At 64.2% G+C, this 13,209-nt stretch carries 13 protein-coding genes and 1 tRNA gene; 2 read left to right on the top strand and 12 right to left on the bottom strand.

The window, feature by feature from the left end; genetic code table 11:
* Positions 1-39: 39 nt before the first annotated feature.
* The 7 genes from pgsA to metG form a co-directional block, all read right to left on the bottom strand.
* Entirely contained in the window at positions 40-546 is a 507-nt protein-coding gene (gene pgsA / locus J7643_02175) for a CDP-diacylglycerol--glycerol-3-phosphate 3-phosphatidyltransferase (protein ID MBO9539381.1), read from the bottom strand.
* 3 nt (positions 547-549) lie between these two features.
* Positions 550-1,884: a 30S ribosomal protein S12 methylthiotransferase RimO gene (gene rimO / locus J7643_02170; protein MBO9539380.1), complete on the bottom strand. Its 1,335-nt coding sequence runs from the start codon at positions 1,882-1,884 to the stop codon at positions 550-552.
* Positions 1,885-1,896: 12 nt separating this feature from the next.
* Complete coding sequence (locus J7643_02165) at positions 1,897-3,048, bottom strand: YncE family protein (GenBank protein MBO9539379.1); 1,152 nt, start codon at positions 3,046-3,048, stop codon at positions 1,897-1,899.
* A 119-nt stretch (positions 3,049-3,167) separates the two neighbouring features.
* Entirely contained in the window at positions 3,168-3,890 is a 723-nt protein-coding gene (nth, locus tag J7643_02160) for an endonuclease III (protein MBO9539378.1), read from the bottom strand.
* Positions 3,891-3,921: 31 nt separating this feature from the next.
* Positions 3,922-5,658 carry a DNA polymerase/3'-5' exonuclease PolX gene (polX, locus tag J7643_02155; protein MBO9539377.1) on the bottom strand — a complete coding sequence of 579 codons (1,737 nt, stop codon included), beginning with the start codon at positions 5,656-5,658 and terminating at the stop codon, positions 3,922-3,924.
* 90 nt (positions 5,659-5,748) lie between these two features.
* A complete protein-coding gene (locus J7643_02150) occupies positions 5,749-6,522 on the bottom strand; it encodes a TatD family hydrolase (protein ID MBO9539376.1) in 774 nt (257 codons plus the stop codon).
* A 36-nt stretch (positions 6,523-6,558) separates the two neighbouring features.
* A complete protein-coding gene (gene metG, locus J7643_02145; protein ID MBO9539375.1) occupies positions 6,559-8,109 on the bottom strand; it encodes a methionine--tRNA ligase in 1,551 nt (516 codons plus the stop codon).
* 151 nt (positions 8,110-8,260) lie between these two features.
* Between metG and J7643_02140 the strand changes: the two genes are divergently transcribed.
* A tRNA-Phe gene (locus J7643_02140) sits at positions 8,261-8,333 on the top strand.
* A gap of 134 nt (positions 8,334-8,467) precedes the next feature.
* Here the strand turns inward: J7643_02140 and J7643_02135 are convergent.
* The 5 genes from J7643_02135 to J7643_02115 form a co-directional block, all read right to left on the bottom strand.
* Positions 8,468-9,139 carry a trimeric intracellular cation channel family protein gene (locus tag J7643_02135; protein MBO9539374.1) on the bottom strand — a complete coding sequence of 224 codons (672 nt, stop codon included), beginning with the start codon at positions 9,137-9,139 and terminating at the stop codon, positions 8,468-8,470.
* Between the two features lie 37 nt (positions 9,140-9,176).
* Positions 9,177-10,448, bottom strand: a complete 1,272-nt coding sequence (locus J7643_02130; GenBank protein ID MBO9539373.1) for an amidohydrolase — start codon at positions 10,446-10,448, stop codon at positions 9,177-9,179.
* 1 nt (position 10,449) lies between these two features.
* Entirely contained in the window at positions 10,450-10,656 is a 207-nt protein-coding gene (locus J7643_02125) for a hypothetical protein (protein ID MBO9539372.1), read from the bottom strand.
* Positions 10,657-10,768: 112 nt separating this feature from the next.
* Entirely contained in the window at positions 10,769-11,080 is a 312-nt protein-coding gene (locus tag J7643_02120; GenBank protein MBO9539371.1) for a hypothetical protein, read from the bottom strand.
* A gap of 107 nt (positions 11,081-11,187) precedes the next feature.
* Positions 11,188-12,447, bottom strand: a complete 1,260-nt coding sequence (locus J7643_02115) for a hypothetical protein (GenBank protein MBO9539370.1) — start codon at positions 12,445-12,447, stop codon at positions 11,188-11,190.
* Positions 12,448-12,813: 366 nt separating this feature from the next.
* Between J7643_02115 and J7643_02110 the strand changes: the two genes are divergently transcribed.
* On the top strand, positions 12,814-13,209 hold the full coding sequence (locus J7643_02110) for a helix-turn-helix transcriptional regulator (protein ID MBO9539369.1): 396 nt from the start codon (positions 12,814-12,816) through the stop codon (positions 13,207-13,209).

Below are 13,209 nucleotides of genomic sequence, written 5' to 3'. Positions count from 1 at the left end.
GCGCCCGGACGTCGCTTGCGCCGGGCGTCGGATTTAATCCTACACCCAGATGCGGCGCGTCTGCCAGAGGTATTCCAAGCCCGAGTAAGCCGTCATGACGATCGCCACCCACCAGAGCCAGTCGCCCCAGGGGTGCACACCCGCGAGCAGCAAGGCGATCGCGACCATCTGGGTGGCGGTCTTGACCTTTCCGGTCCAGCTCGCCGCGAGCACCACGCCCGCGTTGATGGCCGCCGTGCGCAAGCCCGTGATGAGGAACTCGCGGGTCAGCACCAGGGTCACCGCCCAGGCGTGGATCACCCCATGGCGCGCGAGGCCCACGATGGCCGCCGTCACGAGCACCTTGTCCACCAAAGGATCCAGGAGGGCGCCCAGGCTCGTCGCCTGGTTGAAGCGGCGGGCGATGTAACCATCGACCCAGTCGGTCAACGAGGCGACGAGGAAGAGCGCGAGGGCGGCGCGGCTGGTCGGCGAGACCTCGAGGAAGTAGACGAGGAAGGGCACGAGGCCCAACCTCAGGAGGGTGATGAGGTTCGCGAGGGTCATGGCCTAGACGTCGTCCCAGACGACTTCGCCGTGCAGGTCGTAGGGCTCGGCCTCGGTGATCCGGACGTTCACCAGATCGCCCGGGAAGGCGGGGAAGGTGGTCGTCGCGTAGGTCGTGCCGTCGATCTCGGGAGCGTCGCGGTGGGTGCGGCCCACCAGGCGGCCAGTCTCGACCTCGATGCCCTCGACCAGCATGGGGATGACGGTGCCCACGAGGCTCTTGTGGATCTCGTAGGTCACGGCCTGCTGGACTTCCATCACCGCGTCGCGGCGCGCTTCCTTGACCTCATCAGGCACCTGGTTGGCCATCTCGTAGCCGGCGGTGCCGATCTGGGGCGAGTAGGCGAAAGCGCCGACCCGGTCCAGCTTGAAGGTGCGGATGAAGTCCAGCATGTGCTGGAAGTGCTCCTCGGTCTCGCCGGGGAAGCCCGTGATGAAGGTCGTGCGGATGACGATGTTCGGCAGCTTCTCGCGCATGCGGTTGATGAGCTTGTCCACCGGCTCGTGGCGGGGGCGGCGCATGGCGCGGAGCATGTCGGGGTGGGTGTGCTGGAGGGGCATGTCGAGGTAGGGCACGACCTTGGGCAGGCGCGCCATGGTCTCGAGCAGCTCATCCGACATGTAGTTGGGGTAGGCGTACAGCACCCGGATCCAGGTCAGGTCCTCGATCTCGTTGAGCTTCTCGAGCAGCTGGGGCAGCAGGTACTGGCGGGTCTGCTCGTGGCCGTAGCGGGTGGTGTCCTCGGCGATGAGGACCAGCTCCTGCACCCCGCCGCTGACCAGCATGCGCGCCTCGTCGAGGATGTTCTCCATGGGGCGCGAGGCATAGCGGCCGCGCAGGCTCGGGATAATGCAGAAGCTACAGGCGTGATCGCAGCCCTCGGAGACCTTGAGGTACGCCGAGGGGCCAATCGAGGTCAGGAGGCGGGGCAGGAGGGTCTGGACGGGTGCCTTGGCCTTGGGCTGCACCTCGGTGAAGCGCTCACCAGCCTCGACGCGCTTGACCACGTCGACGATCTGGTGGAACTCGGAGGTCCCGATGGCCGCGCTGATCTCGGGCATCTCCGTCATGAGATCATCGAGCTCGCCCTGGGCGCGCTGCGTGAGGCAGCCCGTGACGATCAGCTTCTTGTTGAGGGTGCCCAGCTCCATGATGGTCTGGATCGACTCCCGCTGCGAGGCCTCGATGAACGAGCAGGTGTTGAGCAGCAGGATGTCCGCCTCGGTCTCTTCCGAGACGACCTCATAGCCGTCCTGCGCGAGCAGGCCCAGCATGTTCTCGGTGTCGACCGTGTTCTTTGAGCAGCCGAGGCTGACGATTCCGACCTTGGAGGCCACGGGGTATTTCTCCTATTGGACGCCGGCGCCGAGGACGATGTCGCTGATGGGCGGCGCCTGACCGGGGGTAGAGGTGTAGGGGACGGTGCTCAGGCGATCCGAGCCCGCCGTGAACTGGCCGCTGACCATGCCGAAGTAGCCGAGGCGGTTCTGCAACGAGACCCACAGCTCGGTACCGGCCGAATTGACGGCGATCGCCTGGGGCTGGGTCGCATCGGCGACGCGGTCGTTGACCTGGACCGTTGACTTGGCGTTGGTCTCGAGGTTGATGACCTGGACGAGACCGTTGGGCCGGCCCGCCTTGTCGGCAGCTTCGGGCAGGGTGACGTAGGCCATCTTGCCGTCTTCGGCGATGGCGATGTCGTAGCCGTTGCCGTTGAGGGCAACGGAGCTATCGAAGGTGTAGTTCTCGAGGTTGACCTTCCAGAGCTGGCTCGCCCCACGGTCGGTGAGGTAGAGACGCTTGCCGTCGGGCGAGATGGCGCCGCGCCACAGCTTGACCGAGCCGGGGATGGTCAGGGCCGAGCCCAGGCTGCCATCGGGATTGATCTTGACGATCTCGCAGCCGGTGGAGCTGGTCGCCGGGGTATCCGAGAAGACGTAGGCCGCGAGGTTGGCGCTGGCGAAGGTCTTCGTCATGGGATGGGTGACGACCCCGCGCGGCATGAAGGTCGTGCTCGGCGGGGTGAAGGTCTTGGTGACGGCGTTGGTCTGGGCGTTGAGGCGGGTGAAGGTGCGATCGCCGTAGCTCGTGACGTAGACGTACTGCCTGTTCTGGTCGCGGGCGGTGGTCGAGGGGTCCTTCTCGGGCGGCGTCACGGCGACCCCCGTGGGGCGCGAGCCGGCCTGAAGGGCCTGCACCTGCTTGCCGCTGCGCAGGTCGACGAACGAGACCGTGCCGTCGTTCTCGTTGGCGGTGTAGAGGTACTCGAGGTCGGGGCGCGGGTTGATGGCGAGCTTCACGGGCGCCTGGCCGACCTGGATGGAGCCGATGGGGCGCTTGTCCGTGACGCTCACGACCGCCACCGCGTTGTCGGCGGGCATGCTGGCATAAGCGAGCAAGCTTGGACGGTCGTTGGACGAGACGGGCGAGCCGAACAACGAGCAACCGGAAAGCCCCAGTGTCAGTGCTAGACCGAGCCAGACGATTCGATGATGCTGCATCCTCGGGGCTTCCTCCATAGAGCGCACGTACCTAGAGCGCCGAGCAACCATGATACCAGACTCCCATACCCGAAGGTAGGGGAAAATAGCGCCAGGGACGGTGATCCCGGCACCCGCCCTCAAGCCTTGGGGGCAGCGGGTGCGCGTCTCGGGCGAGGACGAGAGGGCTTGCCCGCAGCACTCGGGGTATCGAACTTGCCCGTCTGAAAAGCGGGGCAATCCGCCGTGAGGGGGCAAATCTCGCACTTGGGCGATCGCGCCACGCAAGTATAGCGCCCGTGCAGGATGAGCCAGTGGTGGGCCTTGGCCCAGTCCTCACGCGGGATGATCCGCATCAGGTCGGCCTCGACGGCCTCCGGGGTCAACCCCTTCGAGAAGCCCAGGCGATGCGAGACACGAAAGACGTGGGTATCGACCGCGATGGCCGGCACGTCGAAGGCGGTGCTCAGCACCACGTTCGCCGTCTTGCGACCGACCCCGGGCAGGGCCACCAGCTCTTCCATGGTGCCGGGCACCTTGCCGCCGTGCTGCTCGACCAGGAGGCGCGCGGTGGCCACCACGTTCAGGGCCTTGGTCGGCGCGAAGTTCACGCTCGAGATGAGGGGGAAGACATCCTCGCTGCTTGCCGCTGCCATCGCCTCGGGGGTCGGATAGCGCTCGAAGAGGCCCGGGGTGACCATGTTGACCCGCTTGTCGGTGGTCTGAGCCGAGAGCATGACCGCCACGAGCAGCTCGAAGTCGTTCGAATAGTGCAGTTCGGTGACGGCCTGCGGGTAGGTGGCTTTGAGGATGGCGAGGACCCGTTCGATCCGGGCTTTTTCCTTGGCGCTGAGGCGTTTCATGGTCGGCTCCTTGTCAGAAGGAGCCATTATATCAGCCATTGCCGCCTCGCAGCCTGCAATGAAGGCGCCGACACAGGGCGTCGGCCTCCAGGGCGTTGAGGACCCGCTGCTTCTCGACCCAAGCGCGACGGGCGATCGCCACCGCGTAGCGCATCAAGCGCAGTTGCTCGAAGGAGTGCGCGTCGGTCGAGAGGGTGAAGTCGAGGCCCGCATCCCGCGCCGCCCGCCCAAGATCCGAGGGCAAGTCCAGGCGCTCGGACCCGTTGATCTCAAGGGTCTTGCCGCACCGCGCAGCCGTCTGGATGACGGAATGAAAATCCGCCACGTAGGGTTCGCGCATCCTCACGATACGCCCCGTGGGGTGATTGAGCCCGTTCACCTCTTCGTCCCTCAAGGCGCTCACGAGCCGCGCGGTGTTCCGCCCTTCGCCCTTTCCCCGGGTGCCCACGTGCAGCGAGGCCCCCACCCAGTCGAAGCCCGCCAGGAAGGCGTCATCGAAGTCGAGGGTCCCGTCCGAGCGGATCTCGACCTCCACTCCTTGCAGGATGCGGAAGGGCGCAAGCTCACGGTTCAGTCGCGCGATTTCGGCGCGCTGCTTCAGGGCCTTCTCTTCCGTCAGGCCGGTGGTGACGGGCAAGCCGTAAGAGTGGTCGGTGATGACGATCCAGCCGTACCCGAGGGCCATGGCCGCGCGGGCCATGGTTTCGAGGCTGTCGCGCCCGTCCGAGTAGCGCGTATGGGTGTGGCAGTCGCCCCGCACGTCCTCCAAGGCGATCAGATCCGGCAAGCGCCCCAGGGCCGCCGCCTCGATCTCACCCGTGTCCTCGCGGATCTCGGGTGGCATCCATTCGAGGCCAAGGGTCTCGTAAATTTCGGCCTCGGTCGCGCCGCCGACACGCGCGCCTGTGTCGACGCGGAAGATGCCGTACTCGCTGACCTTGTAGCCCTTGGCGATCGCAAGCGTCCTCAAATGGATGTTGTGCTGCTTGGAGCCGGTGAAGTACTGAAGGGCCGCCCCCCACGTCTCGGGCGGCACCACCCGGACATCCACCTGGAGCTGTGTGTGGGTCAGGATGGTGGACTTGGTCGGCCCTCTGAGCAACACCTCCTGGACCAGAGGCAATGTCGCCAGGTGGTCGAAGACGGCGTCGGGGTCGTGAGAGGCGACCAGCAAGTCGATGTCCCCGATGGTCTCCTTGCGGCGGCGGATGCTGCCCGCAGGCTCCACCTCCTTGACGGCGGGATGCTCGCGCAGCAGGTCGGCAAGGGCGTCCGCCAGAGGCCAGGCGACGAAGAGCGGAAGGCGCAAGGTGCGCTGGGTGACGCGGCGGGCCTCCTTGAGCACCTGCTCCTCGGAGCGAGCGCCCATGCCGGGCAGATCGCGCAGGTGGTGGGCCTCCGCCTCCTGGATGAGTTCGGTGACGCTCTTGATCTTGAGGCTTTCCGCGATGAGCTTGGCGCGCTTGGGACCGAGGCCGGGCACTCGACTGAGGGCGACCGCCCCGACGGGCACTTCATGTTCGAGCTCGCTCAGATACTTGCTCTTGCCGTGTTCGAGGAAGTCCGAGATCTTGGCGGCGATGGACTCCCCAACCCCATGGATCTCCTGGAGGCGCCCCTCTTTCCAGATATCCGCAATATCCTCGCCCATGGCCCCGATGGTGCGAGCAGCCGTCTGGTAGGCACCGACCCTGAAGCGATCGCCGCCCTGCAATTCCAGCAAGCTTGCAATCCTGAACAGCAGGGTAGCCACTTCGGCGTTGCGCATCGCAGGACCCTCCCGCGCCCATCTTGCGGGCGCGGGAGGGTCTAGACAACGGCCCCCCGCTCCTTGCTGGAGCGAGGGGCCGAGATCGGTTTAGCCGTTCGTTGGGAACTTGAAGAGCCTCAGGGCGTTTTCGGTCGAGCGCTCTGCGATGTCCGCGAGGCCCACCCCGTGGACCTCCGCCAGGGTCTCGGCGATTTTCACGACGAAGGCCGGCTCGTTACGCTTGCCCCGATGCGGCGGGGGCGCCAGGTAGGGCGCATCCGTCTCGATGAGGGTCCGTTCGAGCGGCACCACCTTGGCGGTCGCGCGCAGCTCCTCGCTCTTCTTGAACGTCACCACCCCGCTGAACGAGATGGAAAAGCCCAAATCGAGCGTCGCCTGCGCAAGCTCAGTGGAGCCCGTGAAGCAGTGGATAACCCCGTGCGTCGCCCCTTCTTCCTTCAGGATGGCGACGGTGTCTTCCTCAGCGTCCCGGGTGTGGATGATGACCGGGAGCCCCAGCTCCTTGGCGAGGCGAAGCTGTTCGCGAAAGGCGCGGTGCTGCGCCTCGCGGCTGCCGTGCTCGTAGTAGTAATCGAGCCCGATCTCGCCGATGGCGAGCACCTTGGGATGCGCCGCGAGGGCCTTGAGGCGCTCGTACGACGTATCGTCCCAGCTGTCCGCCTCGTGCGGGTGGATGCCCACCGCGGCGAACACGTGGGGGTAGCGCTCGGCCACCGCCATCACAGCGGGGGTTTCCTCCCAGGTGGAGCCGGGGTTCAGGATCCACTCCACCCCGGCATCCCGCGCGCGCTGGACGGCCTGTTCGATCTCGGCCTCGGCGGCCTCGGGCGTCAGTTCGCCCTCGACCCACCGGGGCAGCATGTCCAGGTGGCAGTGGGAATCGATGAGGCGCACGGGCTAGGCCTTCTTCTTCGCGCCGGCGAGCTCAGCGCCGATGCGGGGATAGATGGGGCCGAGCTTCTGGGTTGCGGTCCCTTCGGCGAGCCCGCCCCAGACGAGGTCCGACCAGCGCTGGGCTGAAAGGGGCGCCTCGATGCCAAGCTGCTCCCAGATCTTGCCGGCGAGCGTGGGGATGAAGGGCGAAGCGAGGGTGGCGGCGATGCGCAGCGCTTCGAGGACCGCGTACAGGACGCCCCCGAGCTTCTCGGTCTCGCCGTTCTTGGCCAGCGCCCAGGGCGCGGTCGAGTCGATGTACTTGTTCACCGCATCCAAGAGAGCCCAGACAGCAGCGATCGCCTCCTCGATGGCCATCTCGTCCATCCGGGCGATGACGGCCGCGAGCGTCTCTTCGGCGATGCGGGGCAGGTCGCCCTCGATCTCGGGGAAGCGGGGGCTGACCTTGCCCTCGAAGTTCTTCTCGAGGATGGTCAGCGTGCGGTTGAGGGCGTTGCCCAGGTTATTGGCGAGGTCCGCGTTGACGCGGGCCTCGAAGGCCTCGTAGGTGAAGTCGCCGTCGCGACCGAAGGAGACCTCGCGCAGCAGATAGTAGCGGATGGCGTCGGCGCCGTACTCCGCGGCCAGGGCCTTGGGCTCGATGACGTTGCCGATGGTCTTGGACATCTTGAGGCCGGCCACGTTGACCCAGCCATGGCCGAAGATCTGGCGGGGCAGGGGCAGGTCGAGGGCCATGAGCAGCGCGGGCCAGATGATGGCGTGGAACTTGGTGATGTCCTTGCCGACCAGGTGCAGTTCGGCGGGCCACCAGTGGTTGAAGCGCTCCATGTCGGTGTCGTAGCCGATGCCCGTCAGGTAGTTGGAGAGGGCGTCGATCCAGACGTAGATGACCTGCGACTCGTCGCCGGGCACCGGGATGCCCCAGCGCACGTTCTGGCGCGAGACCGAGATGTCGGGGAAGGTCTCGAGCAGGTTCAGCAGCTCTTTGCGGCGCGCCTCGGGCTGCAGGAACTCGACGTTCTGCTCGATGTGGGCGCGGAGGCGATCGCGGTAATTGGAAAGCTTGAAGACATAGTTCTCTTCGCTGGACCACTCGACGGGCTGCTGGTGCTGCGGGCAGATCTTGTCCTCGGGGAGGTCGCGCTCGTTCTTGAACTCCTCACAGCCCTTGCAGTACCAACCCTCGTACTTGGCCTTGAAGATATCGCCCTTGTCCATCAGGCGCTGGAAGATCCGCTGGACCGCTTCGCGGTGGGTAGGATCGCTGGTGCGGATGAAGCCGTCGTAGCGAATGTTGAGGGCTTCCCAGACCTCCTTGGCCTTCTCGGCGATGTCGTCCACGAAGGCCTGGGGAGTGACGCCCGCGGCGTCGGCGGCCTTCTCGATCTTGTTGCCGTGCTCGTCGAGGCCGGTCAGGAAGAAGACCTCCTCGCCGCGCAGGCGATGGTACCGCGCGAGGGCATCGGCGGCGATCTTCTCGTAGGCATGCCCGATGTGGGGGGGCGCGTTGCCGTAGTCGATCGCCGTGGTGATGTAGTACTTCTTCGAGGTCATTCCAAAAATCTCCTGACTTCCGCTAAAGCCGCGTGAAACGGACGTTTCAGGTTACCAGATCGGCGCTAATTCAGCAACCAACCTTTCCCAATGCTTGACACGGATTTAAAGCTTGCTATACTGAATAAGTCAGCGGTTCGCACCGCGGCGAGGCCAGGTAGCTCAGTTGGTAGAGCACGAGACTGAAAATCCCGGTGTCGGCAGTTCGATTCTGCCCCTGGCCACTTCCCTTAAATCCGCACCCCGCCGTAATCGGCGGGGTGTTTCTTTTTCGAAGCCATAATCGAGCTGATAGGCGGTCGAATTTTCCTTGAAGCCAATTAGGAAAGACCGCATCCCCCGGCTATCGGGGGTGCCGTTATTGCCCGTCTGAAGATGCCGTCGGATCGCTATCGTGCGCGACCGGCAGGTGCCATCCTCGGCGGATCGCCATCACCCGTAGGCCGAAACAGATCAGCCCCCCGCCAAGCGTGGAGATGACGACCGGAAGATGCAACAAGCTGCCGCCCACCACGGCCGCCGCGCCAGCCAAAGCTGCCACCGCATAGAGGTCGGACCGAAGAACCACCGGTATCTCGGCGAGCAGCACATCGCGGACGACGCCCCCGCCGATGCCGGTCAACATTCCCAGCAGGGCTGCCATGACCGGGCTCAAGCCAAAGGCCAGCGCCTTCTCGGTGCCCGAGACCGCAAAGAAGGCGAGGCCCACCGCGTCCATCATGCGCACCGGATTGCGCAGCTTCTCGATCAAGGAGGAGAAGAAAAAGGCGATCAGACCCGCCAGGAGCGATACGGTCAGATAGCGCCAATCCTGTAGGGCGGCGGGTGGCACCGCGCCAATCAGCAGGTCGCGGGTGATCCCACCGAAGCTGGAGGCCGCGAATGACAGAACCAGGACGCCGAATATATCCAGCTTCCGCCTGATCCCCGCCATCGCCCCGCTGAGCGCGAAGGCAAACGTCCCGCAAAGGTCGAGAATGGGGATGATCGTATGGATCACTCCGCTCGTGGCGTTCAGCTCAACCATCATCGATGTGCCGGAGACACGTCATGGGCGGGGAAACGACTCATCGAGCCGCATTCCATGCCATCGCCGCTGCGGCCAGCGCTTCCACCCCGGTTTCCAGCGTCGGGTGCAGGACAGGTGCAAAATGCGGGCTGTGGTTGACCGGCAATTCGTTGAGCTGTCCTTCCGCTTTGGCCTTGGCATAGACCGCGGGGTCGGTGCCGCCGACGAACCAGAAAACGGAAGGAATGCCCCATTCGGCTCCGAAGCAGCCGAAATCCTCGCTCGCCGGCGCCGGCCCCGTATGACGAACGCGCTCGGTCGAGAAATGCCCACGGAATGCGGCGGCGACGCGTTCGCTCGCTTCCTTGTCATTGACGTTGAGCGGATAGCGGTCGAGCGTCATGATCTCGGGCGGTCGTGGTGCGCCGGACGCTTCGGCCTCAGCGTTCACGATCCGCTCGATCGCGGCGAGCACACGCTTGCGCACGCTCTCGTCGAACGTCCGGACGTTGAGCTTGATGAGCGCTTCATCTGGAATGACATTTTCCTTGGTTCCGGCATGCAGGACGCCGACCGTGAGCACGGCCGCATCGTTCGCGGCCACTTCACGCGAGACGATGGTCTGCAACCTGAGGACCGTCGCGGCGGCCATGACGACCGGATCGATGCTTGCCTGCGGCATCGAACCATGGGCGCCGCGCCCGAACAGCCGGATCTGCAAGCTATCCGCCGCTGAAGTGATCGGCCCAGCGCTTCCGGCGACCGTTCCCGCCGGACCGACCATGACATGCTGGCCCAGCACCACCTCCGGTCTGGGAAAACGCTTGAACAGGCCGTCATCGATCATCGCACGCGCACCCTGTGCCGTCTCCTCGCCCGGCTGGAAGACCGCAATCAACGTGCCGCGCCAGACATCGCGATGTCTGGCAAATAGCGCGCTGGCTCCCATCAGCCAGACAACGTGCATGTCGTGGCCGCAGGCATGGGCCACTGACACCACCTTGCCAGCAGAGTCGACCGCAGTCGTCGTGCTGGCATATTCGAGCCCCGTGTCCTCCCGGATGGGCAGCGCATCCATATCGGCACGCAGCATGACGGTCGGTCCGTCGCCATTGCACAGCAGGCCTACGACGCCTGTTTTCCCGACGCCCGGCGTCACCTCATAACCATTGTCGGCTAGATACTTTGCGGCGATCCCGGCTGTGCGGCTTTCGTGCATGGACAGCTCGGGGTGGGCGTGGACGTCCTTGTAGGTCCCCTCCAGCGTCGGAAGGAGATCAGGAAGATCGGCCAGAAGCCGCCTCAAGGGTTCGCTTTGAGGATCGCTCATATCAGCTCTCCTGTGGCCAGGCGTCCTGCGGCAGGACTGATAGAACCCGGGCAATAAAGGGATCAATTTCCTCCATGTAATGGAGCAGGAACTCGTCGGGGGATGCAACGGTGACTTCGCCGCCGTCGCCAATCAGGCCGGACGAGGTGCCGCTGACCGTGGACGGCTTGTGGGTGAAGCTGTTGATCCCACTGGGCCGGCTCGACACGAGACTGAAAATCCCGGTGTCGGCAGCTCGATTCTGGCCCTATCCACGGAAGAAAACGAGTCCCGCGAAATCGCGGGACTCGTTTTCTTTCAGGCCAGCACCCGAGCGTGCCTCAACCCTCGTCACCTCCAAGGAACCGGGCGATCCGTTCGCATCGCCCACACCTGGCCCCTGGCCCTTCGCCTTGCGGAACAGCATCGGGCCTGCAATCGGAACAGTTCTCGAGGATCTCGAGGAGCAAGAAGCGCTGGCGGGTGATGGTGGTCGTCGCCTTGTCGAGCTCACCCGCCATCGTCAGCAGGGACTCCTGCAGCGAGCCAACCGTCGTCATCATCCGGGCCTGCACGTCCGATAACTGGCGTTCAAACTCGGCCTGCACCATCTGCATGTGGGCGAAAAGTTCTTGCTGGTTGTTCACGTCCATCGGGCTCCGTCATTTCATCGAAAGTTCACGGCTCAACTGAGAGTATAGCCCGAGGAAAGCTCAAGCGCACAGGTTTCAGGCGCTTCGATTCGTCACGGTCGGAAGGCCTATTCAGGCTGGACCACCTTGCCCATGAAGAGCATAGCCTTGGTCGCATCCTCCCGGATTGCGAAGTAGAAAGGCCGATTGACCTCCATGTGGAAGGGGGTAGGGTCGACACGGGCACTCGTCGGCACGGCCTTCAACACCGTCGCTGCCGCCGCAACGGTCCCTTCCTCATCCACCTCAACCCTTACGTCTTGACCGACCTCGTCAAGACGGAGGTTATCGGCAATCCCGTCGAAATTGGCCGCATCCGAGAAGGCGAGGCCCATTCCTGAGGCCTTCAGCGCATCGGTCAGCGCGACATTCAGCTTCATCGAGAAACGAGGCAGCAACAGTTGGCCCTGGTTCGACGAGAGCCTATCCGCCAATCGTTCAAATGCCTCCGCATCGATGGGCGCCGGGGCCGGCACAGAATCGGATGCCAGCAGGACGTACATCGCATAGGCGCTTTCCTGGTATGGAAGGCGAATGACCTGATAGCCCGCCTCCTCCGCATACAGGAACTCGCCTGCACGCTGCATCATGGGCACCTGTCGGCTCTCGGATGGGCGAGTAAAGAAGGGGCGGGGCTGTGTCTGGGCCTTCTGGAAGATTTCGTCCCAGCGACCGTCGAAGGTGATCACATCGGCAAGGGCGAGTACCACGTCATCGCTCAACTCAAAGCCCTGCCCATCCAGTAAGCCTTTACTGGCTTTCTTGATCCAGGCACGCAGCTTGGCGGTGCCGTCCGCCGAATCGCGGAACGTGCCCACCTCGGCCGAAAAAAGGCGTCTGAGCTCGTCGGTGAACGACGGCAGGATCGAGAAGTTCGCGCGGACCCACGCCGAATCGGTTACCTGGATGGACACTCCCCGTCTATCGAGGCTGGGTCCCGTCGCAGCAGCCCAGTGTGCGAGCGTCGTTTCGGATTGGTCCGGCATCCCCAAGGCGCTCGCCATGGCCTCTCGGGTGCTTTCGCGAGCGCCAGCATAGGCCATCAACAGGGCCCGACCAAGGCTTGTCGGGGACAGGGCGAGATTCTGAGGCGTTCCCTGTGACAGCAATGCATTGAAGACAGTGAACCCGAGACGGTTCAGACCTGGCGTACCGACTTTTCGACGCTCGATATCTGCGGCTAACGCTTCGCGCGATGGCGGGACGTTCGGCGATGCTTGAAAGGCTGAATCGTCCACGGGCATGGGGGGCTCAGCGGGCGAGTCGGAGAAAGTGCAGCCCCCCACCATCAGGGTCAGCGCAAGGGACGTTAGGAACGATCGCCTCATGATTCGGACTCCTTACGCTATTTGTCGTTCTGAGCGAAGGGGAAGAGCCAAGAGGGTGGTGGTAAAAGCATTTGGGCGGAGGCACGACGCCTCCGTGTTCAACCGTGGCAATCACTTCTGCGATCGCACCATGACGAGATCCTAGTGGAGCATCATAGCCCTTTTGCCCGTTGGCTTCAGAGCAGGGTCAGCCAACGAATCTCGACGTGACGGCCAATCAAACCAACAAGCATCCCTCGCTCAACTCCCGAAGAACCGGCGTTGCCGAGGCCGCTTGCCAGGATGACAGGGGACGAGGCCCTAAGCACCCGCTCCTGGCGGCGCATAAGTGCGATGGTCTGAAACTACGCTATAATTCATCACATGATGAATCGTTCTGCAAATACAAACGCTGAAGGGATCTGCCAAACTCTCTTCATCAATACCGAAGAGGTGCAGAGGGTCTCGGCCCAGATGCCCGCACCAGCCGCGACTCAAGCGATGGCCGAGACCTTCAAGCTGCTCGGAGACCCCACGCGCTTGCGCCTCGTGCACGCGCTTTCATACGGCGAGCTCTGCGTTTGCGATCTAGCGTCGATGCTCGGGGTCGGTCAGACGACCATCTCAAACCACTTGCGACTCTTGAGAAGCATGCGTCTGGTCACTTACCGCAAGGCCGGCAAGATTGCCTATTATTCGCTCGCCGATGACCACATCACCCGCCTCATCGCAGAATGCGCCCGTCACGTCCAGGAATTCACGCCAAGCGCGACGCCACGATAG

The sequence above is a fragment of the bacterium genome (genome assembly GCA_017744355.1).
GTDB lineage: Bacteria > Cyanobacteriota > Sericytochromatia > S15B-MN24 > UBA4093 > JAGIBK01.
Note: the sequence above shows the minus strand (reverse complement) of the source record. Positions and strands in the feature narration are given on the sequence as shown.